This is a genomic window from Secundilactobacillus paracollinoides DSM 15502 = JCM 11969 (genome assembly GCF_001311135.1).
Classification (GTDB): Bacteria; Bacillota; Bacilli; order Lactobacillales; family Lactobacillaceae; genus Secundilactobacillus; species Secundilactobacillus paracollinoides.
Genome location: NZ_BBAG01000029.1, coordinates 13,071 through 39,496, shown reverse-complemented (window position 1 = coordinate 39,496; position 26,426 = coordinate 13,071). Strand labels below are relative to the sequence as shown.

General features: G+C 46.1%; 27 protein-coding genes and 6 pseudogenes. 25 read left to right on the top strand and 8 right to left on the bottom strand.

The genetic code is table 11. The features are described from left to right. Positions 1 to 212 precede the first annotated feature (212 nt). The 4 genes and pseudogenes from JCM11969_RS10205 to JCM11969_RS10185 all read left to right on the top strand — a co-directional run bounded on the left by JCM11969_RS10205 (position 213) and on the right by JCM11969_RS10185 (position 3,546). The gene (locus JCM11969_RS10205; RefSeq protein ID WP_054711015.1) at positions 213 to 584 is read left to right on the top strand and encodes a hypothetical protein; all 372 of its coding nucleotides are present in this window, start codon (positions 213 to 215) and stop codon (positions 582 to 584) included. A 552-nt stretch (positions 585 to 1,136) separates the two neighbouring features. Further along, positions 1,137 to 2,317, top strand: a pseudogene (locus JCM11969_RS10195) (MFS transporter). Positions 2,318 to 2,606: 289 nt separating this feature from the next. Next, positions 2,607 to 3,050 (top strand): MarR family winged helix-turn-helix transcriptional regulator, encoded by a 444-nt coding sequence (locus JCM11969_RS10190; RefSeq protein ID WP_054711011.1) that lies wholly within the window; start codon positions 2,607 to 2,609, stop codon positions 3,048 to 3,050. 25 nt (positions 3,051 to 3,075) lie between these two features. Further along, positions 3,076 to 3,546, top strand: coding sequence for a glutathione peroxidase (locus JCM11969_RS10185; RefSeq protein ID WP_054711010.1), 471 nt, complete (start codon positions 3,076 to 3,078; stop codon positions 3,544 to 3,546). A 60-nt stretch (positions 3,547 to 3,606) separates the two neighbouring features. On the opposite strand, the gene JCM11969_RS10180 is transcribed toward JCM11969_RS10185, so the two are convergent. Continuing rightward, positions 3,607 to 4,137 (bottom strand): serine acetyltransferase, encoded by a 531-nt coding sequence (locus JCM11969_RS10180; RefSeq protein ID WP_054711008.1) that lies wholly within the window; start codon positions 4,135 to 4,137, stop codon positions 3,607 to 3,609. A gap of 26 nt (positions 4,138 to 4,163) precedes the next feature. Beyond that, positions 4,164 to 5,063, bottom strand: coding sequence for a quinone oxidoreductase family protein (locus tag JCM11969_RS10175; protein ID WP_054711007.1), 900 nt, complete (start codon positions 5,061 to 5,063; stop codon positions 4,164 to 4,166). 184 nt (positions 5,064 to 5,247) lie between these two features. Here JCM11969_RS10175 and JCM11969_RS10170 point away from each other — a divergent pair. Together JCM11969_RS10170 and JCM11969_RS10165 are read left to right on the top strand one after the other, a co-directional pair. Continuing rightward, positions 5,248 to 5,897 (top strand): annotated as a pseudogene (locus tag JCM11969_RS10170) (NAD(P)H-binding protein). A gap of 16 nt (positions 5,898 to 5,913) precedes the next feature. After that, the gene (locus tag JCM11969_RS10165) at positions 5,914 to 6,546 is read left to right on the top strand and encodes an NAD(P)H-binding protein (protein ID WP_054711005.1); all 633 of its coding nucleotides are present in this window, start codon (positions 5,914 to 5,916) and stop codon (positions 6,544 to 6,546) included. Positions 6,547 to 6,595: 49 nt separating this feature from the next. Here JCM11969_RS10165 and JCM11969_RS10160 read toward each other — a convergent pair whose 3' ends face one another. Then, positions 6,596 to 7,183, bottom strand: coding sequence for a TetR/AcrR family transcriptional regulator (locus JCM11969_RS10160; RefSeq protein WP_054711003.1), 588 nt, complete (start codon positions 7,181 to 7,183; stop codon positions 6,596 to 6,598). Between the two features lie 100 nt (positions 7,184 to 7,283). Here JCM11969_RS10160 and JCM11969_RS10155 point away from each other — a divergent pair. From JCM11969_RS10155 to JCM11969_RS10090, 15 genes and pseudogenes are all read left to right on the top strand, one after another. Further along, positions 7,284 to 8,791, top strand: a pseudogene (locus tag JCM11969_RS10155) (MDR family MFS transporter). A gap of 166 nt (positions 8,792 to 8,957) precedes the next feature. Then, on the top strand, positions 8,958 to 9,782 hold the full coding sequence (locus JCM11969_RS10150) for an AraC family transcriptional regulator (protein ID WP_054711001.1): 825 nt from the start codon (positions 8,958 to 8,960) through the stop codon (positions 9,780 to 9,782). A 98-nt stretch (positions 9,783 to 9,880) separates the two neighbouring features. After that, positions 9,881 to 10,225 (top strand): MFS transporter, encoded by a 345-nt coding sequence (locus JCM11969_RS10145; protein ID WP_054710998.1) that lies wholly within the window; start codon positions 9,881 to 9,883, stop codon positions 10,223 to 10,225. Next, positions 10,222 to 11,082, top strand: a complete 861-nt coding sequence (locus JCM11969_RS10140) for an MFS transporter (protein WP_054710997.1) — start codon at positions 10,222 to 10,224, stop codon at positions 11,080 to 11,082. Before JCM11969_RS10145 ends, JCM11969_RS10140 begins: the two co-directional genes overlap by 4 nt. Before the next feature lie 23 nt (positions 11,083 to 11,105). After that, positions 11,106 to 12,049, top strand: a pseudogene (locus JCM11969_RS20435) (alpha/beta hydrolase). 586 nt (positions 12,050 to 12,635) lie between these two features. Next, positions 12,636 to 13,169 carry an SDR family NAD(P)-dependent oxidoreductase gene (locus JCM11969_RS10130; RefSeq protein ID WP_225353238.1) on the top strand — a complete coding sequence of 178 codons (534 nt, stop codon included), beginning with the start codon at positions 12,636 to 12,638 and terminating at the stop codon, positions 13,167 to 13,169. Next, complete coding sequence (locus tag JCM11969_RS19080; RefSeq protein WP_225353237.1) at positions 13,166 to 13,426, top strand: hypothetical protein; 261 nt, start codon at positions 13,166 to 13,168, stop codon at positions 13,424 to 13,426. The genes JCM11969_RS10130 and JCM11969_RS19080 overlap by 4 nt, the downstream gene beginning before the upstream one ends. Positions 13,427 to 13,606: 180 nt before the next feature. After that, positions 13,607 to 14,422, top strand: coding sequence for an MFS transporter (locus tag JCM11969_RS19075; RefSeq protein ID WP_225353236.1), 816 nt, complete (start codon positions 13,607 to 13,609; stop codon positions 14,420 to 14,422). Continuing rightward, positions 14,356 to 14,973: an MFS transporter gene (locus JCM11969_RS19070; protein WP_225353235.1), complete on the top strand. Its 618-nt coding sequence runs from the start codon at positions 14,356 to 14,358 to the stop codon at positions 14,971 to 14,973. The genes JCM11969_RS19075 and JCM11969_RS19070 overlap by 67 nt, the downstream gene beginning before the upstream one ends. A 78-nt stretch (positions 14,974 to 15,051) precedes the next feature. Then, on the top strand, positions 15,052 to 15,414 hold the full coding sequence (locus tag JCM11969_RS10120) for a MerR family transcriptional regulator (protein WP_054710995.1): 363 nt from the start codon (positions 15,052 to 15,054) through the stop codon (positions 15,412 to 15,414). A gap of 5 nt (positions 15,415 to 15,419) precedes the next feature. Next, complete coding sequence (locus tag JCM11969_RS20110) at positions 15,420 to 15,947, top strand: DapH/DapD/GlmU-related protein (RefSeq protein WP_054710993.1); 528 nt, start codon at positions 15,420 to 15,422, stop codon at positions 15,945 to 15,947. Positions 15,948 to 16,142: 195 nt separating this feature from the next. Then, positions 16,143 to 16,517, top strand: a complete 375-nt coding sequence (locus JCM11969_RS20105; RefSeq protein WP_156319333.1) for a DapH/DapD/GlmU-related protein — start codon at positions 16,143 to 16,145, stop codon at positions 16,515 to 16,517. An 18-nt stretch (positions 16,518 to 16,535) separates the two neighbouring features. Next, positions 16,536 to 17,021: a flavodoxin gene (locus JCM11969_RS10105; RefSeq protein ID WP_054710991.1), complete on the top strand. Its 486-nt coding sequence runs from the start codon at positions 16,536 to 16,538 to the stop codon at positions 17,019 to 17,021. A gap of 673 nt (positions 17,022 to 17,694) precedes the next feature. Further along, positions 17,695 to 19,140 (top strand): cation:proton antiporter, encoded by a 1,446-nt coding sequence (locus JCM11969_RS10100; protein ID WP_225353234.1) that lies wholly within the window; start codon positions 17,695 to 17,697, stop codon positions 19,138 to 19,140. 558 nt (positions 19,141 to 19,698) lie between these two features. Continuing rightward, positions 19,699 to 20,735 (top strand): annotated as a pseudogene (locus JCM11969_RS10090) (zinc-dependent alcohol dehydrogenase family protein). Between the two features lie 102 nt (positions 20,736 to 20,837). Here JCM11969_RS10090 and JCM11969_RS10085 read toward each other — a convergent pair. The 4 genes from JCM11969_RS10085 to JCM11969_RS10075 form a co-directional block, all read right to left on the bottom strand. Continuing rightward, positions 20,838 to 21,122: a hypothetical protein gene (locus JCM11969_RS10085; protein WP_054710987.1), complete on the bottom strand. Its 285-nt coding sequence runs from the start codon at positions 21,120 to 21,122 to the stop codon at positions 20,838 to 20,840. Positions 21,123 to 21,332: 210 nt separating this feature from the next. Then, a complete protein-coding gene (locus tag JCM11969_RS10080) occupies positions 21,333 to 21,752 on the bottom strand; it encodes a MerR family transcriptional regulator (RefSeq protein WP_054710985.1) in 420 nt (139 codons plus the stop codon). A gap of 133 nt (positions 21,753 to 21,885) precedes the next feature. Further along, the gene (locus tag JCM11969_RS19055; RefSeq protein WP_225353233.1) at positions 21,886 to 22,098 is read right to left on the bottom strand and encodes a Rossmann-fold NAD(P)-binding domain-containing protein; all 213 of its coding nucleotides are present in this window, start codon (positions 22,096 to 22,098) and stop codon (positions 21,886 to 21,888) included. Beyond that, positions 22,074 to 22,724: an SDR family oxidoreductase gene (locus tag JCM11969_RS10075; protein WP_225353232.1), complete on the bottom strand. Its 651-nt coding sequence runs from the start codon at positions 22,722 to 22,724 to the stop codon at positions 22,074 to 22,076. The genes JCM11969_RS19055 and JCM11969_RS10075 overlap by 25 nt, the downstream gene beginning before the upstream one ends. A 645-nt stretch (positions 22,725 to 23,369) precedes the next feature. Here JCM11969_RS10075 and JCM11969_RS10065 point away from each other — a divergent pair. From JCM11969_RS10065 to JCM11969_RS10050, 4 genes and pseudogenes are all read left to right on the top strand, one after another. After that, positions 23,370 to 23,789 (top strand): hypothetical protein, encoded by a 420-nt coding sequence (locus JCM11969_RS10065; RefSeq protein ID WP_054710982.1) that lies wholly within the window; start codon positions 23,370 to 23,372, stop codon positions 23,787 to 23,789. A gap of 88 nt (positions 23,790 to 23,877) precedes the next feature. Beyond that, positions 23,878 to 24,476 (top strand): annotated as a pseudogene (locus JCM11969_RS10060) (NAD(P)H-binding protein). Positions 24,477 to 24,720: 244 nt separating this feature from the next. Then, positions 24,721 to 25,089, top strand: a complete 369-nt coding sequence (locus JCM11969_RS10055; RefSeq protein ID WP_054710980.1) for a hypothetical protein — start codon at positions 24,721 to 24,723, stop codon at positions 25,087 to 25,089. 14 nt (positions 25,090 to 25,103) lie between these two features. Beyond that, complete coding sequence (locus tag JCM11969_RS10050; RefSeq protein WP_054710978.1) at positions 25,104 to 25,655, top strand: helix-turn-helix domain-containing protein; 552 nt, start codon at positions 25,104 to 25,106, stop codon at positions 25,653 to 25,655. Positions 25,656 to 25,727: 72 nt separating this feature from the next. Here JCM11969_RS10050 and JCM11969_RS10045 read toward each other — a convergent pair whose 3' ends face one another. After that, positions 25,728 to 26,255, bottom strand: coding sequence for a hypothetical protein (locus JCM11969_RS10045; protein ID WP_054710976.1), 528 nt, complete (start codon positions 26,253 to 26,255; stop codon positions 25,728 to 25,730). Positions 26,256 to 26,426 lie beyond the last annotated feature (171 nt).

The following is a 26,426-nucleotide window of genomic DNA, read 5'->3' as shown; positions in this document are numbered from 1 at the left end:
AAACACTCAAACCGTTTTCGCAAAAATGATGGTTATTTGTTTAATAACGAACATATAGGCTTAAATTGTTTATTATCTTTAAACAAATTTTGCTGTATTTCGCAACAATCAGCACGTAAATTGCCTTTGATACCGGTTACAAGAATGTGTAAAATAGAGGTAACGGGTGAGCACCTTCACCAAATGACGTGCAGAATGAGGAGCGAATTTACATGAAGATATTTAATAATCATTACACTACAACAACTAAGGATAACAAGGCCGTTTTTGTCGTTGATGGCAAGCGGGTTGAGGTCTTTAACGGTGGTGCAAAGGGTGATCAAGACATTGAAATTGTTCCTATTGCTGAGCTAGCGGACTACCAGTTAGTTGACGATTCAAAGACTGAGATTGAAGGAAAGACCATTGAACTGTGGGATTTCGATGGCGATGAGGCGACTCAGGATGTGTTTGAGGATGGTGAGCTGACCCAGGCAAATGTGAACCGCCCAGATATCATTCCAGCGGGACATTATACGGCGTATGGGATTGCGACGACTGGGTTGAGTTTGAAGCGTGGGTGTGTGTTTTTGTTTAGGCATTAGAGCGTGGAGGAAAATGGGTGAGGGCGGAGCGTAAGGGACTCTGGTAGAAATGCCTGAACTTGGCATTTTTACCAGAGTCCCTTACGTAGTAGCCCTCAGTTTTCCGAAACGCGTTTCGGCTCGAGGACAGAGAACCACACGGAAATGCCCGAACCTGGCATTTTCGTCATAGTTGGCTGACATGCAGCTTTCTGTTTTCCGAAACGCGTTTCGGCTTGAGGACAGAGAACCACGCAAAAATGCCCGAACCTGGCATTTTCGTCATAGAGGGCTGACATGCAGCTTTCTGTTTTCCAAAACGCGTTTCGGCTCGAGGACAGAGAACCACACGAAAGTGATCGAAAAGGCCAATTATGACTTTATGGTCAAAGTCCCTTACATGGTTGCCAAGAAAGCAAACGCAACGCAAAAAAAACAACCACCATCAAGCGCACGAATCAAGCCAATGATTCGTGCGCTTATTTCGCCAACACTAAAGAAACAACCTGACTTGTCTTACCCCATAAACCCTGATATACTGGTTCTTACGCTGTCAAAAAAGGGGTGAGACCAATGTCGTCGAAAGTAAAACGGGCGATTTTTATGTTGATTTTTAGCGAATTTCTGGTTTGTCTAGGCATTAGCCTCGTCATTCCGGTGATGCCATTTCTGCGTAACGAGCTGCATTTATCTGCACTCGATATGGGGATCATGACATCGTTATTCGCGTTCGCACAGTTCGTGGCGTCGCCAATTATTGGGCGAGTTTCGGACCGGATCGGGCGAAAGCCAGTTTTAGCTGTTGGGCTATTTTTGTACATGGTGTCAGAAGTGCTGTTTGCGCTGACAAATTATCTTTGGGTGTTTGATATTTCACGGTTGATCGGTGGGTTGTCCGCGGCGATGGTAGTGCCAACCGCTATGGCGTTTGCTGCGGACATTACGACCAAGCGCCAACGGGCAAAAGTGATTGGCTGGCTGTCCGCTGCCTTTAGCGGGGGGCTCATTTTAGGACCCGGCATTGGTGGTATCTTAGCCGGTATCGATTATAAGGCGCCATTCTGGGTTGCCGGTCTGCTTGGGTTACTAAGCACAATTGCGCTGGTCGTTTCCTGCCAAGTGATAAGGATGTCGATCTGCCGGAAGAAGTGGCGGAAAATGCAACCCAGACGGACTTGCATGGCAACTGGGCTGACCTGTTAACGAAACCAGTTATTATTCTATTCATTATGATTCTGGTATCATCGTTTGGTTTGCAGGGATTTGAAAGTATCTATAGCCTCTACGTGAACCAGGTCTTTCACTTTAGTTTAGATAACATTGCGTTGGTGCTGACGTTAAACGGCCTAACCTCGCTCTTCATGCAGGTCGCGATGTTTGAACGATTGGTGAACTGGCTCAACGAAACGCGGGTGATCCGGTACTGTTTCTTCATCGCGTTTGCGGGTACGATCTGGATCCTATTCGCCCACACTAAGTGGGAAGTCATCGTGGCAACGCTTTTTGTATTCACGGCGTTTGACCTGTTACGGCCGGCAATCACAACGTTGCTGACGAAGATCAGTTCCAAAAATCAGGGGTTGATCAACGGGTTAAATATGTCTCTGACGAGTGTCGGTAACATTGTCGGTCCGCTGATGTCTGGTGCTTTACTTGACATGAACACCCATTTTCCGTACGCGGTGGTGGCGGTGTTCTTGCTGGTGTCGTATTTGTTTACGTATGTGATTCGATTGCAACAGAGCCGCGTGTAGCGCGTAGCATAAACCGGTTAAAGACTGGAGTAGAAGCGCCTATTATGGCATCCAAACCTGGGATGTCATAAAATAGGCCGCTTCTGTATAAGTCTTTGGGTTTTGAAACGCGTATCAGTATGGTTGGCTTGAACATTTTTTTGATAATGGTGCCAACCTAGTCATCAAAACAAGAACCAGAATGTTTAAATTTTCACTAATTAGCCTTGCATCTTAAAATGTAACCGCTATAATAAACCTAAACAGTTCGTACACGAATAATTCCTGTGCGAGTGAAAGAGGTGTCGAGATGGAAGCGACAGATATATCACTGTCGGAACAATTGTGTTTCTCGGTATACCAGGCGAATCACTTGTTTAACCAGTTTTATCAGCAAGCCTTGAAACTGTATGACCTGACTTATCCGCAATACTTGGTGTTACTGGCTTTGTGGGAGGAAGACGGCCAATCCGTTAAGGCACTGGCCGATACGCTGGGCATCGGCAGCAACACCTTGACACCGATGCTGAAGCGCTTGGAAGCGCAGGGATGGCTGACCCTGACGCGACCGGACAACGACCAGCGGCGGTTGGTGATCTCGCTCACGGAAAAGGGCATTGATGAACGCCAAGCCATTGGGATGACGCTACAAAATTGTATTGAACAGCCGATTGATTTGGATAATACCAGCTATAAGGAAATGCTGGCGGTTAATAAGCGTCTGATTGCGTTACTGAAGAACGTCGTTGATTAACTGGTGATCAGAAAGGATGAGCATAATGACAACAATTTACGATTTTGAAGAAACTGAAATGAGCGGTCGGAAAATCAACTTTGCCGATTATAAGGGCAAGGTGCTCCTGGTCGTCAACACGGCAAGTAAGTGCGGCTTGGCACCACAATTGACCGGGTTAGAGAAGTTGTACAAGGATTACCATGACCAGGGATTAGAAGTACTTGGCCTGCCATCCAATCAATTTCACCAGGAACTCGACAGTGACGAAGAGACCAACGATTACTGTCAGGTACACTACGGTGTAACGTTCCCGATGACCAAGAAGGTTCGGGTTAACGGCAGTGAAGAGGATCCGTTGTTTACCTACTTGAAAGACGAGGCTGGCCATGGTCGCATCAAGTGGAACTACACGAAGTTTCTGATTGGCCGTGACGGGCAAATGATCGAACGGTTCGCGCCGATCACAACGCCAGAAAAGATGGAAGATACGATCGTTAAAGCATTGAATGACTAACCACAAAAAGCCCGACTTACTCAAGTTTTAGTAAGCCGGGCTTTTTTGATGATTTAAGTGTTAGTGTTCCTGCGCGTTATACCGGTCGATCAACGTCTGGCTGGCAGCAATCACGTCGGCGGGCGTCGGCATTGGCATGTGAAAAATGAGATCGTAGTTCGGATCCTTTGGTTTCACTTGGCTGACCCCAAAGGCCACGCTGTTCGCCGGAACATCTTTAGTGATCATGGCGTTGGCGCCGATTACGGTATTGTCGCCAATGATGACGGGACCGAGAATCTTGGCACCATCGGCAATGACCACGTTCTTGCCGATGACAGGATTGCCCATCTTTTCCCACTCTTGGGTCAGTTTGTTGAATTTCATGTTGGAGCCGATGGTGACGTTTTGGTAAATCACCACGTTTTCGCTGAGTTTGGCAGCGGCAATGATGCACCCCTTAGCGTGGTGGGCGAATTGAACGGAGTGGGCCATATCCTGACACATGATCTCGGCGCCGAAGTTGTGTTCGAGTTCGGATGCGGCCGCCCGTTGTACTTCGGGGTCGTCTGAGAAGCAGTTGTCGTTTAATAAGGTGTTAAAGTCTGTCATATGAATCTTCCTTTCTGGTTGTGAGATTAAGCGGTAAACCCAACGAGGACGCGCCCGCGACTGTGCGTTTCCTTCGCAAAGTGCTGGGCTTCCTTAGTTTGGTCGATGGGAAATATTTTGTTGATGATGGCGGTGAGCTTGCCATCGGCGAGTGTTTGCAGAAAATAACGGTAGTGGTCAGCGTTGAATTCGTCGTGGACAAATTTAAAATTGGCTAAGGTTGGGGCTTGCATGAGGACAATTGAAACGATTTCGGGCTGGTTCAACCGCGCTGCCAGGTCGGTCAGCAGGTCGAGTTTGCCGACAATATCCAAAACGATAGTGGTGCCAGTCAACGTTGGCAGGTCGGCATTCGTGTAGGCTGTTAAATGAGGCATTTGCGAGGCGAAATAGGTCTTACTAGCTTCGGTCACGATCGGGTAAATCGGGCGGTGTTCATCGGCTAACATTTGTAACAGGGTCAGGCCGATTACTGAGTTGGCGCCCGTGATGACGATGTTGTCTGCATGACTGTGATCAATGGCTTGTTTGAGTGTCCAAGACGTGCCAGCAGAGAGGGCGGCCGCGTCGGCGTTACTGACGTTAGCTGCAAGTGGGTAAAGCCAGTCAGGATTTTCAGAAAGGACGACTTCCTGATAAACGCCAGCGGGATTCACAACGAGGACGCGTCGGTTGAGCAATGCCTGATCTCGATTTTTGCCAACGGCGATGACGGTGCCAGCACCCTGGATACCGATGACGCGTGGCAGGGTTGCCAGATCTTCGTTTGTGGCATGCGCGTCGGATTCGAGCTTCCAATCCGTTGGCGAGACCGGCATCACAGCCATTTTGACGAGGACGCCGTTATCTGTCAGTGTTGGTTTTGCGGTATCTTCAATGCTGAGACCGTCGATACCGTTAAAGTTGGTTTGTAAGACTGTTTTCATATGAGGTTCTCCTTTGGGTGTCAGTTTTGTGACCTGAGCACCATGTTTGTTTCTATGGATACAATAATATCATATTTTGTTTCTGTGTCAACAATAAATAAAAAAGTTTTTCCTTGCCTTAAAGTCCACTTTAAGGGGTACAGTCAGGATGTTGATAAAATAAAGAATTAAAGGAGACTTACAAATGAACTTACTCATTGCGGCCGCTAACGGCCAGATTGCCAAAATTGTTGAAAACCGAATCCTCACTGAACCTGGCTTTAAAGATGTTAGACTGACGCTATTTTTACGGAACGCGGATCGGCTAGCCGACTTGAAGGGGAATCCACGCGTGACCTTAATTGAAGGGAGTCTTGATGACGCAACTGAGTTAACCACCGCCATGGCAGGCCAAGACATGGTCTTCGTTGCGGTTGTTGACCACACGCCAGCGAATAGTTGGACCAAGAACGTGATCGCAGCCATGCAGCAACAGTGCGTGAAACGGGTGCTGTTTACTAATATTTTGGGCTTATACAACGAAGTGCCTGGTGAATTTGGCGCTTGGAACCTGCAGATGGTCCGCGCTGGACTGCCGGCTGCCATTCATTCTGATGAATTACTGGCCAGCTCCGGTTTGGATTACACAACGTTGCGGTTGCCATGGTTGAACGACCACGATGAAATTAAGTACACTGTGACGCACAGAAATGACCAGTACGAAGGTGTTTCCGGCTCACGCCAAAGTGTTGCGGACTATGTGTTACAGCTGGTCAAGGACCCAACGCGCGATGTGAAGGATAGTGTTGGGATGGCCGACGCTGATACACAGGGCTGGATCGCCCTGTCTACTAATAAAGGAGAGAGATAAATGACGAAGGTTTTACTGTTAGGTGCTAACGGCCGAATTGCACGGCTCGTTCGGCAGCGATTATTGTCCGAAACGGATGCCACGCTGACCCTTTATTTGCGAAACGCAACCCGGGTCACGCCCGTTGATGATGCGCGGGAAACAATTGTGGAAGGCGACGCTAATGACTTTGACACGTTGGCGCAGGCTGTCCAGGGTCAGGACCTGGTCGTTGCTGATTTAGGCGGTGAAATGGCGCCACTGGCAGAAACGCTTGTGAAAGCGATGACGGACGAGGAGGTGCAACGCGTGATCTGGATCACCGGCCTTGGGTTGTATCATGAAGTACCTGGTGAGTTTGGTCGCTGGGTCGAAGAATCCGTTGGGACACCCGTGATGGATGACACGCGCGATGCCGCTGCAGCCATTGAAAACAGCGCGTTGAACTACACGATTTTACGGGCGGACTATATGACGGATGACGCAAAGATCGATTATGAATTAACGGAAAAGGGCACACCGTTCAAAGGGACGCTGATCTCGCGAGCTAGTATTGCTGATTTGATTATGAGGATTATTAACCAACCAGAATTGCACAGTTTTAGCAGTTTAGGGATCGACGAACCTGGGACTGATGGGGATCGCCCATACTAATTACAAAAGACACTGATGATGCGCATCAGTGTCTTTTTATTGGCTATTTTTAAGTATAAACGGGTATTAAAATGTGCTGAATGAAGGTGTTTAACTGATTATCGCTAACTTTAGTGGCCGTGAAAAGATGGTAACGCAGCCATTCAAAGGGCAGGAGTTTGGTTTCATCGTCAAAAGTATCCCCTTTTATTTCCTTGCGTGCAATGGCGCGATTTAAAATGAGGGTCATTGTCTCAATGTTTTCTTGATTCCCATGGTCAAACATATCATCCAGAATGCTGGTGTGGTCACTGTTTGCGCCAGCCAGCAATAGGGAAACATAGTATTGACTGTAGGTATCCATGATGACCCGATATCGTTGTAATACCTGTGATAAATCATCACTTAAGTTTTGCCCAGTGAACGGTACGTCTTGCAGGTGGCCATTGTTCGTCTGACGGATCTTGTTTCGAATTGCTTCTAGTGCCAAGGTAAACGGCGAATCCCAATGACGATAAATCACAGGGCGGCTGGTTTTAGCGCGTGCCGCGACCTTTGAAAATGTGACGCCGTCTAAGCCATCGGCGTCTAGGATGGCAATGGTGGCATCAAAAATGGCAGTTTCTAGTGCCTTCCCGTGTCGTCTTTGTTCAGTCATTAGCTCCTCCTTTTAAGATACATTTTGTTTCTTGCTGACTTTTAGTGCTTTAGGCGTATTATACCAGTTATGCATTTAAAGTATAAAATGTATCTTAGAAATGGAGATTTTAAAATTGGCAACTGAGCACTTAATTTCAAAAAAGACACAATTGATTGCGTGGATCATCGTTTTTGGCGCGATGGCCCCCATGTTAGACACAACCATGATCAATATTGCCCTCAATCATTTAAGCCATACGTTTCATAGTTCACTGACAACAGTTCAGTGGACGGTGACGTGCTACTTACTGGCAACGGGTATCGCAATTCCATTTTCCAGCTGGTTACTCAGTAAGTTTGACGGTAAGACATTGTTTATTTTTAGTGAAGCGCTATTTGGCATTGGCTCGCTCTTAGCAGCCGTTTCGCCAAATGTGCATTTTTTGATAGCGATGCGGGTTATTCAAGGATTTGCGGATGGGTTAATTACACCACTCTTAATTAATTTGATCGTGCAGCTGGCTGGCAGTGACGTTATTGGGCAGTTAATGGCCACGGTAGGATTGCCAATTATCTTGGGACCACTATTAGGCCGGTCATCGGTGGGATTATCCTTAAGATGCTTTCCTGGCACTGGCTCTTTTTGGTGAACGTACCGATCACATTCATTTCAGTGATGTTGATTTGGGTTAAGATGCCAAGTTTTCCGCCCAAGAAAAAGAGTGAAAAACTGGACCTTGTGGGCATTGGGGTGTTGGTCCTGCTCTCATCATCAATGATTTACGGTATCGTTGAAGCCTCAACTAAGGGAACTTTTTCAAATACAATCACGGTCACGGCCATCACGTTTGGTGTTGCGATGGAAATTATTTATGTCATTTGGGCGATTGTGCGCAGAAATAAGGTTGTTTTACCGCTAACGCTATTTAAATTTCACTCATTTACCGGTGCCTCGATCGGCATTTTTATCTCAGGACTCTTTTTAAACGGCGCGATGTTGCTGTTGCCACTTTATTTTCAAAATGTGCGGCACATGTCCGTGATAGCGGCTGCGTTGGCACTACTGCCACAGGGGATTAGTATGCTGATTTCTCGCCCGTTCGTTGGCCGGTTGACCGACACTATTGGGGCCAAATACGTTGCCATGGTGAGCATCATCATTATCTTTTTAGGCACGATTCCGTTTTTCTGGTTCACTCAAAAAACTTCCTACTGGGTTATTGCGGCTGTTCTGTTCATCCGCGGCTTTGGTGCTGGCGGTGTCACGATGCCGTTAATGGCCGATTCCTATACTGGGATGAGCGACGCGCAAGTTCCGGCGGCCACGATTGGATCACGCATTATTCAAAATATCGGCGGTGCTTTTGGATCTGCATTGATCACAACGCTTGTGACGGCATATGCGAATAAGCGAGTGAAACGGTTTGAAACCAGCCTTTGAAATCACCTGTATCAGGGGAATGCATCACAGATAAAACAGCTTATTCAACAGCATTTGGCACATATTCAACTCTCTTCTTACCAATTTGGGTTTTTGATCATCTCGACTTCGGCAATTGTGATTCTTTTACCGACTTTGTTGCTGTCGAATAAACTGTCAGCTCGGAAAGAGGCGGGTACAGAATAGGATTCAGCTTGATTTAGAAATCATTGAGTGCTATTCAACTGAAAATCTAGATAAAAATGGACTGCTGTTATAGTCACTAGTCATCATTGGACTTGTACGAAACATCGGATTTTTGGTAAGGTAGTGACTGTTGAACTATGAGAATTGAAGATTGAAGGTGAATCACATGTACCATCACGAACTCGTCACACCAAACGAAGGCCTGCCCATCCACGTCATCGAGCACCGCGGCAACGAAAGTAACGTTCTGCTCCACTGGCATCAGGCGGTCAAAATCGACTTGGTACTTGCTGGTAGCGCCAACTACGTGATCAGCGGCAAACACAAGACAGCGGAAGCGGGGGACATCGTGCTGATTAACGCCAACGAGATCCACGGTGTCAGCAGTATTGAGACCTCGGCTGAAACGAGTGCTGTGACGTTGTTGCTGCCGTACCAATTCCTCGAAACCCAGTTGCCGAATTTTCAATTTATTTGGCTAGCAATCAACCAAACAGATGAGACCTATCCGCAACTGATCACCGCGATCAAAAAACTGGCAACCATTGAGTCTGAACCCAATGACAGTCTGTTACGCCTGCGTCAGCAGAGTGACCTCTACATGGTGCTATACCTGCTGTTAAAGCATTTTAGCACCTACCGCGATGTGCCAAATAACTTGCATGGCACACCGCAACAACAGGAGCTCGCCAAGGTCATTGCGTTTTTGACGGACAATTCGCGCCAGGCGTTGACACTGACCCAGGTGGCAAACGAAATGCATCTGTCTGTCGGCTATCTGTCACGGCTATTTACCCAACAGATGCAGGTCAGTTTAATGCAGTATCTGCAATTGATTCGACTGCAGGATGTATTAACGACCACGGATACAGCAATTGCTGCAATCGCTGACATTGCGGGCTTTTCTAATGTTAAATCATTTCGGACGTTATTTATTAAAGTCTATTCACAAAACCCATTAAAATATCGTCAAACACACAAAGGTCAATAATTGACCTTTTTTTAGTGAATTCGTTTCTCTTTTAGTGACCGCTTACATGCTATTCTTTAACCGTTAAGAAACAGCAATTATAGAATGGAGTGAGTCAGATGGAAAAAGTAAAACCACAGTCGTGGCTGTTTAAGGTCGCAATCTTATCAATATCGTTGATGTTAATGATTGCACCGAATATTGCAGCCGCCATTCCGTTAATGGCCAAGACCTTTAGCAGTCAATCAGCTTCGGCCGTCCAGACCTTGTCGACGATTCCCAACTTGGGTGTTATTTTCGGCATTTTCTTAGGTGAGTTTGTGACCCTTAAAATTGGGTCGAAACGGACTGTCATGTTGGGGCTGACCATTGCGTTAGTCACTGGTGTCCTACCCGTTATTATCAGCAATTATACGGTCGTGCTTGTCTCGCGGTTCCTGTTGGGGTTTGGTATCGGGTTGTGACCTTAAGTCTGATTTCGCAATTTTACGAGGGTAACGAACTGGCAACGATGATGGGCTTTCAGTCCACGGTTCAAAATTTAGGCAGCTCGGTCTTGTCCTTTGCGGTTAGTTACCTAATTATCTTCGGATGGCACGCAACGTTCTTGATTTACGCCATTGCACTGCCCGTCATGATTCTGTTTGGTGCAGTTGTGCCAAATATTGACCGGCAAAAGGGACATGCGACATCAGAAGAACAGCAATCTGAACCACAGACGACCAAGCAACGGGTCAACCTGCCGGTGATCGCCATCTCGGTCTTGACCTTCTTTGTTTATGTGTTCTTCATGGTCGTGACCGTTCAATTATCTAGTTTGTTTGCTGCCCAGCATATTGGATCTGCTTCCCAAGCAGCCGCTGTTTTAGGTGGTCTGACGTTAGTCTCAATGCTGTTTAGTTTGTTTTACGGCAAATTATTCAAGTGGATCGGTTCCGTCATTTTGCCACTTGGGTTGTTCCTCATGACGATCGGTTTCCTGTTGTTATCACGCATGACGGCAATGGCTGGCGTTACAGCCGGTGTGGTCATCATTGGGATCGGATTCGCGTTTACGATTCCGTACATTTACACGATGGTGAATGTTAAGGCACCAAAGGGCTCGGAAAATCTCGCTTCCTCAATCATGTTGATCATGACCAACGCTGGGGTGTTTTTATCACCCACAGTTGTAAACGCTTTATCCGGCATGTTTGGCCATTCCGGTCCCGTTAGTGCAATGGTCGTTTGTGTCTCAGGGTTACTGGTACTCGCCATCGTTACGGCAGTGGTTGTTGCAACGCAATTTCGTGGCAGTCGCGCCGTCACACCTGAAAAATAAGTAGAGAAAGAAGAGCGATTGAAATGATTAAAAACGATAATGACAAGGTGATGGCCGCGGTCACTAAAATGCGGACAGAGTGGGGCGCTAACGATGCGAAACGTGATGCTGGGTTACCGACAACCTATCCAGAAGTTGAGCGGTTTGATAATTTACGCTATGGCGAAAACGGCGATGAAAATTTAATGGACATTTACGTGCCGAATCAAGATAAGACCGTTTATCCAACTGTGATCGACGTGCATGGCGGCGGGTTTGTCTATGGCGACAAGGAACTGTATCAACACTACTGTTTATGGTGGGCACGGCAGGGATTTGCGGTGGTCAGCTTTAATTATCGGCTTGCACCCAAGACCGTTTTCCCTGGTGCGTTGCAGGATGTGTCAAAAGCGGTTGAATGGGTGGTTGCCACGCAACCCAGTATCAGCTTGATCTGAATAACGTGTTCTTTACGGGTGATAGTGCGGGCGCCACGCTGGCACAGCAGTACCTGACTGCCCAAGTGAACGGTGCTTACCGGGATGCGCTTGGGTTGTCTAAGGCGAAACTCACTATTCGAGCTGCAGCACTGAACTGCGGGGTCTACTTCTTGGACCGGCCAGAAACGTTGGCAGATGATACGTTGATTGTGTTAGCCTACTTTGTGCCAAGTGTTAAGGAACGTTATGAAGATGAATTAAAGACGGAAAACTATATGTCGCAAAAATTACCACCACTGTTTATCATGACGGCCAATAACGATTTTTTGCACGATGAGGGTGTGCGGATGGACCAGTATCTGATCGACCACCAAATGCCACATGCGTTCCATATCTATGGTGATGACGAGCATCCGCGCGTCACGTGTTTCATATTGATCAGCGTGACAAACTTGGGATTGAGTGTAACCTGGCGGAGAAAGCATTTTTTGAGCAGTATCTTCACTAGTAGTGGCTATGGGACGCATTTTGGAGCTTCCTATTGTTAGGTGTTCAATTCCGTTGCATTCCGCGATTTGGCACTCCGCTGTGGTAGCTCGCGATGAAGCTAATTCGATTGTCGCTGTGCGCCACTCGAATGGATCTCCATCGTCTCGCATGTCACTAAATGGCCAAAGGACGGCCATCAAGTGACATCGACACCACAGCTCCGTGCCAAATCGCTCCATACCACTGATGTTGAGCTTACTTTTCCCCATTTGTTAAGGATCGCAATGGTGTTAACCCTAGTTTGCAGAGAATCCGCCCTCGACTGCTAGTCAGACCATTGACAGCCATGCTTCTCACCGTGTGCTCGTCACAGGTAACGATTGATTAACAGGTTTCATGACACCACTTTTGAAGCCTTATCATCTATGAAGACAATTGCAAATATTGTAATGGAGCGACATGATAGCACTAATTGAATCACTCAACATCGAAAAGAGCCAGCGCCCTTGCAAAAATGCAGGGGCGCTTTTATTTTGGAAGGACTTGCTTTAAACGTGTAATTAGCTCCTAAAACGACTACAATAAAAGCCAACAAAGAATGGCCTATTTATCGGATTTTAGTCTGAAAGAACGGAGGATTCACACATGACAACAGACACCTACATAGCAATTACCGGTGCGTCAACAGGCATCGGTCGCGCTGCCGCTCAGCAATTTGCGGCGGCGGGCCACAATTTAATTTTGGTGGCGCGGAATACGGATGCGCTAAAGACGGTCAGAAGCGACATTTTAGCGACTTACCCCGACTTAAAGATTCAGGTCCGATCCTATGACCTGACCAACATGGCGCAGGCGCGAGCGCTGTACTATTCGCTGAGTGACTTTAACATTGATTGTTGGATCAATAATGCCGGCTTTGGTGACTACAAGTTGATCAGTGACCAGGACGTCAACAAAGCGACGCGGATGATTCAGCTCAACGTGGAGGCGTTGACGTTGCTGTCGATGCTGTACGTGAAGGATCATGAGCAGATTCCTGGTACTCAGTTGATCAACGTATCTTCGGTGGGCGGCTACTTAATGGTGCCAACCTGTGTGACGTACAGTGCGACAAAGTTCTATGTTGGGGCGTTTACGGAGAATTTGGCGCTGGAATTGCGGCATAAGGCGCAGCATTGAAGGCGAAGCTATTTTCGCCAGCCGCCACTGAGACAGATTTTGGCAAGGTCGCAAACGACGTTGACACCTACGACTACGATGCGGCGTTTGGCGACTCTTACTTTACGAGTGAGCAGTCAGCGACTTACCTCCTGCAGCTTTTTCACGATGATGACCACATTGTGGGCGCCATCGACCGAGAGACCTTTGCGTTTAAGCTGTCCCAGAATGTGTTTCCCTATGCGGGGGATTCTGGGCGGAATCAAGTGATCGAGTAAGAAAACAGGGAAAAACTGAGCATAAATGAGTCCACGAATCCGCTAACCAAGGCTGATTCGTGGGCTCATTTTTGTACGTCAAAATAAAAATTAAACTTTTTTTCAAAAAACGCTTGCCTTGAAGTTACTGCAACCTTTTATACTCCTTTCTTGTAATCAACTAAAGGAGCAATCAAGAACATGCAAGAGAAATTTACGAAATACGAATTATCGGTACTAGCAATCGTTTTAGTCAGCTACTTCATGACGGTTTTGGACGTCTCGGTGGTCATCACCGCGCTGCCAAACATCCAGCGTGACCTGAACCTTTCCACAGCGAACCTCACTTGGGTACAAAATGCCTACACGATTATCTTTGGCGGTCTGCTGTTACTTGGCGGTCGGCTTGGTGACATTATGGGGCGTAAGCAGATTTTTAACATTGGGTTAGTCATCTTTGGCCTCGGCTCATTATTAGTGGGCTTTGCCAACAGTGCCGTCTGGATGATCATCGCTCGCGGGTTTCAGGGTGCCGGGGCAGCTGCGTTGGCACCGTCAACCTTGGCGTTGCTGATGGACAGCATTCCAGCTGGTGTGAAACGCATTCGGGCGGTTGCCGACTACGTCGCTGTTGCGGGCATCGGTGCAAGTGTCGGGTTAGTGATCGGGGGTCTGTTCGCTAGTTTACTGAGCTGGCGGTACGCCTTCTTCGTGAACGTGCCGATCGCCATTGTGATGCTGATCTGGGCAACCAAGACGGTGCACCCGACGCCGGCACAACACGGCTCATTTGATGGCCTCGGGTCAATTCTATCGTTGCTTGGCATGGTTAGTTTAGTGTACGGAATCTTGTTGATCTCCGATGGTGGTCCAGCGTTGTACTGGATCATTGCGGCCATCATTTTGTTAGTCCTTTTTGTTTGGCGCGAAGCAAGGTCAGCCAGCCCATCATGCCACTTCGAGTGTTTAAGAACGCGGAACGGACCGGCGCTTACCTCAGTCGGATGTTGTTTTTAGGGGCGATGATGGCGTTTTGGTTCTTCATCACCCAATTTTTGCAGAAAGTCTACGGTTTTTCCCCACTAATGGCCGGTATCGGCTTCTTCCCGATGACCATTGCCAACTTTATTAGTGCGCTGCAGGTGTCACGGTTGACCGCGAAATTTGGGAACGCGAAGACGCTGATCGGCGGGTTAGTGCTGACCTTCATTGGGATGGTTTGGTTGAGCTTTGCGGGGGCGGATGGCAACTACACCGTTAGCGTTGCTTTACCCATGATCCTCATTGGTTTAGGCCAAGGTGCAGCGCTGAGTCCACTGACCACGGCGGGTATCGCTCACATTGATGCGCAGGACGCCGGGGCCGCTTCAGGGGTCGTTAACGTGGCCCACCAAGTTGGCGGGTCGTTGGGTCTAGCTATCTTAGTCGTTATCGCAACCGCCTTGACTGGTACTGGTAGTTTAGCCTTGCGGACGGACTGGGCATTGCGCGGTGGGGCGGTGTTCCTGCTGGTTGCACTGATCTTAACCGTTGTGCTGATTTTGCCACAGGATAAGAAAGCAAGATGATGGGTTGACTTCAAGTGGACTTTAAGGTCTATAGTTACCTCATCGAGACAGAAAATGATAAGAAAGGCGGTTTGGCAAATGACGATTGAAAGTTTGAGTAACCAAAGCGGCATACCGAAGATAAAAATTGCGTTTTATCAAGACGCGGACCTGTTGCCGTCCAATCTGACTGATGCGCAACTCGTTGATTTAGTTAAGTTGATCGATCAGCTTTATGGCGTGGGTATTTCGTTGGAAAAATTACACCACTATGCGCATTTACAACAAAAACGCTGCGCAATTATTGCCGCGCAAAAGACATTGCTTCAATTGGCACTGCAACAGCTGGCGGAAAAACAGCAAGATATTGAATTAGAATTACGTCATCTGGATCAGGTCTCACTACCAGATGATGACCTAGAATTACACCAAATAGAAACCACAACAGAAAAGGAGTCGTGACTAAAATGACAGACCGGATTATTGATATGAAACAAAATACTGAAGCGGACCGGCAGAAATTTGTTGCTGACCAGCAGTTGATTTTTAAGTACAACCACACCATGCCTATGACCGAAGATGCTGATGCGCTTCTTAAACAAATTTTTCAAGATCGCATTGGGACCGATAGCTCGGTGGCGGTGCCCGTCCAAATTGTCAGACCAGAAAATATTGTCATCGGCAATCACGTGACCATTAATTTTAACGCGCTATTCATGGCAGCTGGCGGCATTGAGATTGGTGACAACGTTCAAATTGCCGGCAATGTTCAACTGGTTAGCAATAACCACGATCTTAAGGACCGAAGTATTCTGATCGGTAAAAAGATCACCATTAAAGCCGGGGTGTGGATCGGTGCTGGCGCGTCGATCTTACCAGGAGTTACCGTGGGTGAAAACGCGGTGGTCGGCACAGCGGCGGTGGTAACAAAGGACGTGGCACCAAATACCGTTGTCGCTGGGAATCCAGCGCGTGTCATTAAGACGATTCAATAGAAAGGGTGCGAGTGTAATGACAGTTTTTGAAGCGTTAAGGACAGGGCAGTCATACGATATTCGCGACGCGGACTATCAACGAGAAGTGCACGGTGAAATTGACCGGTGTAATCATCTATGCTGGGCGATTAGTCAAACTGACCCTGCAGATAAGCCAGAATCAAACAGCTTGAAAATGAGTTGCTGCACGGTCAAATGCAAAACGGCACATTTTTCACGCCGCCGATGAGTATCGATTGCGGCAACACTGTTCACCTGGGTAAAAATGTTTACGCGAACCATCACCTGACAATGATGTCCCTGGGCACAATTACGATTGAAGACGGGGTAATGATGGGTCCAGAGGTTGGGTTGTTTACGGTCAATCATGAACCCCAGAATATTCGCGTGATCAAGACTGGGACAATCACAATTAAGAAAAACGCGTGGTTGGGTGCCAGAGTCAGCGTCTTACCCGGCGTGACCATTGGTGAAAATGCCATCATCGGGACGGGCGCAGTCGTTACGAAGGATATTCCGGCAAATAGTGTTGCGGTTGGGTCTCCCGCAAAGGTGATCAAACGATTGTAAACTGGAAGAGGGATTTAAATGACAAAACAAAATTTAGTTGTTTTTTATTCATGGTCGGGTAACACCAAGTCGATGGCGACGATGATCAGTCAGTTTATCGATTGCGACGTTTACGAAATCAAGGTGCCGGGCGCGACGTTTTCAGACGATATGTACGCGACTTCTGACACGGCGAAGCGCCAAATTGAGACCGGGCAATTGCCGGAATTGATGGGCCCATTACCTGATTTTAGTCAGTACGCGTCCATTTTTGTTGGCGGGCCAACTTGGTCTGGCGCGCCTTCGACCCCAGTGTTACAAGTTCTACAGACCATTGCAACAACTGATGCTACGCTGATCCCGTTTTACACGCACGCTGGCACGGCCGGTCAGTATGAGCAGGCGTTCGCACAGGCAGTACCAGGGATGACTGTGTTAAAGGGTCTTGGCCTATCCGGTGTCACTGGGAATCAAACTGAGCAGCGGGTTCGAACGTGGTTATCTGACCTGGGGTACTTGTCATAAAATAAAAAAGCACCGGATATGGTCGTCACAATTTGGAAATTTAGCGTTTCGTGGTACAATTTTAATCAGTTAAAGTTGTACTTTGAACTAAATGACTTTAACGGTTTGACATGTTCATCATCGTTGGGTCGATGTTTCAGTTTAAGTGCCAGTGGGTCTCGTGACGGATACGAGTCACTTGGTATTTTAAATGGGACAGCCATCACCGGTTAGTGACCAGCCTGTGATGGCATCGTCTAACGAAAATGAACGAAAAGTGAGGGGTTCAACACCCTAACCAGTGAGCCGTTCGCATGTTTCTGGTGAGGGTGCAGTTAAAATGGTCACAACTTAGATTAGGTTATGTTTAGGAGGTACCACCATGAAAAAATTATTAGTTGGCACTTTTGCTGTCAGCGCAGTTTTAGCTATTGCTTATTCACATTTTTTGGATCATCTCGAACTTGGCAAGCGTGGGTAAGGCGGGCGCTTAGTTCAAGGTCGTTGTCGTTGAAAGATCCACAAAAAAGAGCTTGCTGATACAACGGCGAGCGCTTACTGCATCGAAACGTTGTGCTCAGATACGTCATCGTGTTTGAGCTCAACGTTTTTTTGTTAGTTACAGCCGTCTCAGTCGCAATTGGCGTGACAGATGCGTAAAATAAGAGTCAGAGAACAATCGGGGGTGTGGACAATGGGACTCTTTGTGTCAACGTTTATTATTATGCTGGCAGTGGCCGTGAGTGATATTCTGGCGCGACTGGTGCCGAAGATTTCAAGCAATTATTTGAACATTATTGTGGGTGTCGTGGTGGCGTTCATTCCAGCGCTGCAAAAGGACGTGCTTTCGTTTGACAGTGACATCTTTATGATTTTGATCCTGGCGCCGTTGCTGTTTTTTGAAGGTCAGCGGACGCCCATTCAGTTCGTGGAAAAGCGCGTTTGCGGCATTATCGGTACCGCGGTCGTGTTAGCAATCTTGTCGGCCGTTTTAGCAACAATTGTCTTAAAAATCAGTTTTGCGCTGTCGTTTCCATTGGCGTTGGTGATGGTCGCCATCAGTACGCCAACGGATGCGACCGCTCTTGAGTCAGTCACAACAGGGCGCCAATTTCGAAATAGCATCAAAACACCGTTAAAAATGGAAGCGCTTTTTAATGACGCAACGGGCCTGATCTTACTGCAAGCCGGATTGATCTGGGTCAGTACTGGGCGGTTAAACGTTTGGCAGGACCTTGGACAGTTAGTCGTTTCCGCTGGTGGCGGGATTTTGTTTGGCGGTCTTATCGAATTGATGATCATGACGTTCCGGCAGTGGCTGGTGCGTTCGTCAATGAATGTGGTGTCGTCCCAAACGCTGATCTACGTGCTGACACCGTTTGTTATTTACGGCTTGGCAGAAGTCATTGGGGTTTCCGGAATCATTGCCGTCGTTACTGCCGGTCTTGTCAGCAATAGTGAGGCCACACGCAGTCGGTTTTCGTCACCCAACCAAATGCATCTTGGCGTGGTGATCACAAATTTCGCAACGACGGTCCTCAACAGTGCCGTGTTTGTTATTCTTGGCATTAGTCTGGGCAGAATTGGGTCGGCACATGTCCACTTGCTAACGTCATCGTTAAATTGGCTATGGATGGGCATTCTGGTCTATGGTGTTTTATGGGTGTGCCGTTTTGGGTACGCTAAGGTGGCCATTAGCGACCGGTCGACCCGTGGCGCGATATTGTTTGCGTTCGGCGGGGTCCATGGGACAGTCACGCTGGCAATGACCTTTTCGCTCACGAGTCAGTTTTCAACCGCCACGTTTAACCAGATTATCCTCGTTGAAACGGTGGTTATCATTTTGAGTATGCTGGTGCCGACGATCCTGTTTCACTGGTTATTACCAGTGGATTGGGATGAACATCAACGCGCGTACTATGTCCAGCGGTTGCGCCAACGCGCTGTTGAGATTGGCATTAAACAGGTGAAGAAAATGAACTTATCCGATTTGGTCAAGGATATTGTGATCTATGATCTGCGCGACCAAGTTCGTGGCAATTCGTTACATCATTTCTGGCGGCAATGTGACGTTGCATCGCGATGTGCTGACCAGTATTCAAAGCACGGAACAGCGGCGAGCATTGATGCAGGCGTTTGATAAGGAGCGCGCGTATTTGTATCATGTGGCCAAGCAGCATTTGGTGAAGTCCGAGTATGTTTATGAAGTTTATAATGAGATTTTGCTGGCTGAATCGCTGGTGTTGGATCCGGAGAGTCAGATGATTTAGGATAATTAGTTTCAATGAGGATGACGAACTTAAGGTAAACTAACAGTGTTTAAATGAGTTATTGATAACCATGCGGTAAATTTGGCGTTTGGTAAATTAGCGTAATCCGTTAGAAAAGGTGACCAATTATGAAAAATGAAACAGACTAGTCGATGTGGATGACTTATTTGCTAAGGATTTACAAAATCCACTCTTTGCAAAAGAAGTGCAACGTGAAATGGAGCGATTGAAGGAAGAACTCGATTTCAAATTGGTGAACAAGCGGAATCACTTTTAAAAGGCTATTTTAAAGTTGTTGCTTTTAGAAAATTCAGGTGCTCAGATCTTACTGCACACGTTTTTGTTTGAAATCAAAAAAACGCTTGCCTTAATGTGGACTTTAAGGTTTACAGTAATCCCTGTGATCAAATAAAGGGAGGCAATATGCCATGAAAGCAGCAGTATTTATCGAACCAGGAAAAGTTGAGATTCAAGACTTACCGAAACCAACGATTCAAGAACCAACCGACGCATTATTCGCGTCGTCCGTGCTAGTGTGTGCGGATCAGACCTCTGGTGGTTCCGCGGGATTTCGGAACGGCCACACAACACACCGGTGGGTCATGAAGCCATTGGCGTGATCGAAGAAGTCGGTGCTGACGTGAAAAACGTTAAGGCGGGCGATTTCGTTATCGTACCGTTCACTCACGGCTGTGGCCACTGTGCCGCTTGTTTGGCAGGCTTTGATGGCAACTGTTTAAACGCTAAGGAAATGGGCAGTTCTGGGTTCCAAGCTGAATATTTACGATTTACCAGTGCTGATTGGGCGCTCATTAAGATTCCTGGGCAACCAAGCGATTACACTGATGAACAACTCAACTCGTTTGTGACACTGGCTGATGTGATGGCAACTGGCTATCACGCTGCAGCGTCCGCTGAAGTTAAGGCCGGCGATACGGTGGTTGTGATGGGTGACGGTGCCGTTGGCCTCTGTGGTGTATTGTCCGCAAAACTCCGTGGGGCTAAGCGGATCATTGCGATGAGCCGTCATGAAGACCGCCAACAATTAGCACGAGAATTTGGTGCTACCGACATTATCGCTGAACGTGGCGACGATGCTGTTGCGAAGGTTATGGAACTGACGGATGGCGGTGCGGATGCCGTACTGGAATGTGTCGGTACAGAACAATCCGTGGACACTGCCGTTAAAGTAGGCCGCCCAGGCGCAGTTGTTGGCCGGGTCGGTGTCCCACAAAAGGCTGAAATGAACACTAACAATCTGTTTTGGCGCAACATTGGTCTGCGAGGCGGGATTGCTTCCGTCACCACTTATGATAAAGCTGAATTATTGCAGGCTGTTTTGGATGGGAAGATCAACCCAGGCAAGGTGTTTACGAAACAGTTTGCGTTGGATGATGTTCAGGCTGCTTACGATGCAATGGATCAGCGAGAAGCGATTAAGTCGTTGCTGATTGTTGAGAAATAAGCATTTAAAAAAAGGCTCATGTCAATTTTGCTGGCATGGGTCTTTTTGTTACGTTAAAGATTTTGTTCATTTTAGTAAGGAACACAATCGATATGATGGCGGTTAATACCCGCCATCATCATCAAAAAACGCGTCGATTTCTTTTTGTGTTTTAACCCGCTGGCCACGTTCATAACTAGCCTTGGTCAACTTGGAAATGACGTTATTATTTACTGTTGATTTAGGATTAAAAGGGATGGTTCCCGTTTCGCTAATTTGAGAATAGAGTTGCTTTATGAGGGATTCTGGGCTTATATCCGCTGATCTCATAATGGATTCTGCTTTTTCTGCAACTTGCGCATCTATGGTGAAGTTGAACTGTTTTGTGATTTGATTGTTTTTTGACATAACAATATCTCCTTTAATTTAGAAGGTAGTCAGTAAAAACTGTTTCATCTTTGTATGGCATTCTTGAAATTGGTTCAATTAGTCATTGTTTAGTACAACGTGACTAGATTGGTTTGCTCTTCCTAATAGTCAAAAGTATACAAAAACACCAAGGTTTCCTCCATATGGAAGCCTTGGTGTTTTGTATAATATTAACTTGTCCGAGCTTGCTTACTTTGTTTCATCCTCAACCTTAGCGTCGTGCTCACGCTCCAACGCCTCCATCTCAGACTCGGTCGTCTTCATATGATCATAGAAATGATCCAGCTTGAAGTGCAGGTGGTCGATGGCAGCCTGCAGGTCATCGCGGCGCTCTTCCATTTCGGTGAGTTGTTCGCGCAGGAGGTCTTGCTGCTCCTGGTCATTTTCTTCTTGTGAGTCGAAGAGTTGGATGTACTTGCGCAGGTTTTCGATGCTCATGCCGGCTGCTCGCATTTGTTTGACGAAGTTGATGCGGCGGATGATGCGGTTGTCGATCTCCCGGTTACCGGTCTCACTGCGGTCGATGGCGGGAATCAGCAGTTCTTTTTCGTAGTAGCGAATGGCGGCGGATGAAACGCCGGTGCGTTCGCTTGCTTCTTTAATGTTCATTGTGGTCACCTCGTTTGTTCTATTATAATACTATTTGTTAGGAATGTAGCGTTTAATGACAGTTGTCGAAAACATTTGATGAAACGGTAAAGACGCGCCACTGCCATCGTGGCTTTGGCGCATCCTTTATGTGCTATTCACCAGCGGGAAAGTCGGTTGAGGCAGCTAAGGCCGTTTGTGTTTTATAATCCGCAATGCGTTTCTCCAGGGTGGCAATCGTGTTGGTCAGGGCGTCAGACCCTAAAACCATCCGCAACGGTGCCGGTTCTTGGTCAGCAGATTCAATGATGCGAGTTGCCATCCGCGCTGGGTCACCAGGTGCTAACCCGTTAGCTGGGTCCAGCATCTTCTTAAATGCGTGGGCGGGGTTGCCTCATAAGCGGGGAGTTCATCAGCAACCTGGGCACTGCCGTACCGAAATTCGGTCCGAGCACCACCAGGTTCGACAATCGTCACGCCAATGTTAAAGGCACTCACTTCTTGCGCAACAGATTCAGCGAAGCCTTCAATCCCAAACTTAGCGGCGTGATACATGGAATTGCCGGGAAAGGCAACTTGGCCACCGTAAGATGAAATCTGAATAATGCGGCCGTGGCCTTGCGCGCGGAAGTGGGGGAGTACGGCGCGAATCATTTGAATCGAACCGGTCAAGTCAGTCCCGATGATCTTGTCGACCTGCGCATCACTGAGTTCTTCAGCCGCCCCGAATAAGCCATAACCGGCGTTGTTGACGAGGACATCCACTGTTGGATGTTCACTGAAGACGGCGTCGACCGTTTTGTGGATCGCTGCGGTATCGGTGACATCGAGAAGCTTACTGAAAAAAGTATCTGGATATTGTTTTTCCAAATCTGCAATCTTGTTTGTGTTACGAACCGTTCCGATAACCGTGTTGCCGCTAGCGAGTAACTGCTGGGTCAGCTGACGGCCAAAGCCGCTCGAAACGCCTGTGATCAACCATGTTTTTGTCATATTTAATGTGCTCCTTTTTGTGTTTGTCTTGATTACAGAGCATAGTTTACGACCTTGAAGTTACTTGAAGGCAAGGAGTATTTTTAAATAATCAAAATATTTTTGAACATCAGTTTTCAAATAAACATCGTATGAATTATTGTTTACTAATCTTAATAGAACTATACTTAATAATAAATATTATTATAAGAAAGGAACACAAATGAAAACTAAAGCGATGTGCAAGACGATCATTCTTAGTGTTTTAAGCTTCGTTATAGTGGTGACTGTTAATTTGAATCAATCTTTTTCAATTCAGGCAAAAACACTCATACGACACCAACTGCTTCTCGGGGAGATTGGTATCATTATTATCGGGGGACTGGATATGAAGCTTTCAAAATCACGGCTCATACTTTCAGTGTTTATGAGTCAGGACACCGAATATATCATGTCTCTCCTAGCCATCTTAATGTTACTCGAGAAGGAACCGGTTATAACTTTTATGATAAGAAGGGAAGCGGAGATACATTAAGGTTTAGGTTGGGTATGATTACTGTTAAAAATAAAAAATATCAAGCACTTTCTTTAGATAATTAGGAAAGAGATGTATTTACTTCCTTTAAAACTTTGAAAAAATATAAAATAAATTTTTAGGAGTAGATTATGGTTAAAAGAAGAATCATCACTGAAACCATTGTTATTTGCAGTTTTGTGTTTGGATTAAATTGTGCTGCAGTCACTGTCCACGCTTCAAAATGGCATAATGGAACACCGAATGTGTTGCGTGGAAAATATGGAAGAGCTGCTAACTTATATGGTGAGCATCGATTTTGGAGGTTTGCCACGATTACTAAGTATCGTTTATACCTTGAACCTGTTGAGACGGCAATCTGGATTAAACCAAAATACGAGAAAATTGGTGCAAATATTTATTATTTCAATGTAAAAGATGTTTATTCTCCAAAAACAAGCTATCATTTTAAACTTACTTATAAAATTTATCATGGTATCAAATATCTGGGTATTCCGTACAAAAATCATGGAAAGATGAAAACCACGTGGTATTATGGACACCAATATTAAAAGAAAAATTGTTTAAAAAGTGGTTGCCTTAAAGTAACTTGAAGGGACTATAGTTAAATCATCAAGTGAAAACAAGGAGGACACGCACATGACAAACGTATTAATCATTGGTGCAACAGGCACGGTCGGCAGTACGACACGACGGTATTTCTTAAACCACACGGATGACCAACTCACCTTAATGGCGCGGAACACGGATTGGTTAGGTAAATTAGAAACTAGTCGGGAAACAGCTATCGCGGGTAGCGTGACGGATGCGGCAGCGTTAAAAATAGCGCTTCAGGGCCAGGATTTCGTTTTTGCTGCACTGAGCGGGAGCTTGAAATCAATGGCGCAGGCCTTAGTGGCCGCCATGGATCAAAGTGACGTTAAACGGCTGGCGTTCATCACGTCAATGGGCATTTACGACGAGATTCCCGCATCGCTTGGCGGTGGCAATGTATCGCAGAACCCCGTGCTGCGGCCGTATCGTGAAGCGGCTGATGTGATTGAAGCGTCTGACCTGGATTACACGATCATTCGGCCTGGCTGGTTTGATAACGGCAGCACCGACTATGAAATCACGCATAAGGGTGAACCATTTGGCGGGCATGATGTCGCCGTTGAGAGCATTGCTGATTTGGTGACCCGGTTGGCGCATGATCGAAGCTGGGGCTACGGGATAGCTTGGGTATTAATCGGAAGTAGGACCGTCCTGAAAATTGAAATAGCGCAAATCATCATCCAAAGGAACCCAATGTTTAAGGGTTCCTTTTTTGCGTTACAGAGAACATAACGTTAAGGACTAAAATTGTTTTTCTCGTTAACAATGGTTATTGCTGATAAAATAAATTGTTCGAAAGACTGTTTACGTAGTTATTCAATACTGAGGCAGAAACAGATTACTTAGTAAAGATAATAGGTTTCTGTATAATGATAGGATAAGTATTGTATGGTACGTAACGATTTTAGATCGACAATCATTCAGCTTGTGATTTCAAGAATTCAATCGGATTACTATAATCATAAAGTCAAATCAAATCTGCATCGTAAGACAGCAATCTACCTTAGAGACCATCAACTGACATATCGGTATGTATTAAGGGCGGCAGTTGAACATTTGAGTGAAGCTGAGTATGCAAGGGGGCCAAGTCCGCATCATTGGTTAATTGGTAACGATGTTTTTGAATTTATTTTGGTACTTAACGATGCCGATATCTACGTAAAATTTGATGTTAACGATAAAGCAACTCTGTTTGAGTCTTTCCATAATCGTGAGAAAAATCTGGACGATAGTTGGTTCCGGCTTACACTTAGTTAGGAGGATTTTTAACGATGGTAAAAGTGATTTCCACATTTAAATATACTGACATTATGACTGGAGACCTAGAAACTTACCACCTTGTCGAACTTTTAGAGTCGACAAGAGTCTTGGATGAACCCTTTAAAAATACGCACCAGTACTGGGTTTTAGATGGTCAGGATGTGACTAATAAGGCGGCTTATTTAGAACCGCTGGATAATCCAGATCGAAATATTGATTCAGACTACCAACAGTTTAGAGATAAATATCACTTTTTGAAGCCTGAAGATATAAAAAGTGCGCGTCGAGCGTTGCATTTGTCCTTAATCGAAGCGGCAATCTTTTTAGGTTTTACAGTTCAGATGTTATCCGATATCGAAAATAGTTATTTGATGCAAAATTATGAACAGGAAATAAAATTATCCTTGTTAAAAGATCCAGCAGGGTTACTTCAGATGGTTCTTAAGCATGAAAAATTTGTGAAATCAAAATTACGTCGTCAACACTTAAATGCAGATAGCGTTGTCTCTCGCTTAACCGCGTTAGTTAATAGCGACTCCTCACTTCAAACAGGTGTTGAGTAGTTTAATTGTGCATTAAAAAGAACCTTGGTCTGTGATGGCCGAGGTTCTTTTTAGGTTTCGAAAGTGAACTTATTAGTCGCCTACATACGGCTCAGGCAAAATAGTCAACACAGTCATTCGTTTGAAATTGTCAGTTTTTTTAATAATTCGCCCCATATCGCCTTGATGCCGTTTGTAGTGGACGACCAATCGGCCAACATACTCGCTAAATTTAGCGTTCAACGTTAATGGATAATAATTATAGAAGCCATTAGGCGTCACATCGATTTCTTCATGGTCAAAACAGCCGATAAATAACCATGAATCATGAGATTTATATCTCACAAATTGGAGGACTAACTGATTTGGCTGGAGCTTGTAATCGCTTCTAACAGTTTTGGGGTACGGCTGGTGCAACAGGGCATAAGCTTTCGGTGTTTTACTGATGTAGCCGATATATTCACGCAACTTATCGCGTTGACCATGTACAAAATAACCGAGTGGATTTTGCATATCATCAGAAAAATCAGCCTTGTGTTCATTATTGATGACAACAGGATAGGTTGTAATTTGGTTGTCGCTAATGTTGAAGAGGTCTTGAAGTGATTGATTGGTATGCATAGAAATCTCCTTGAAATGTAGTTTATCTATCTATTGATTATATAAGATATTAGCAAAAAAATATACATAAATTTCAGTCCGATATTCAAGTTGGAACAAGTTTCGAAACCTGTTATTATTGAGGCTAATGACTGTTTTTGTCACAGAAATAATCTTGGCTTACTGCGCTGT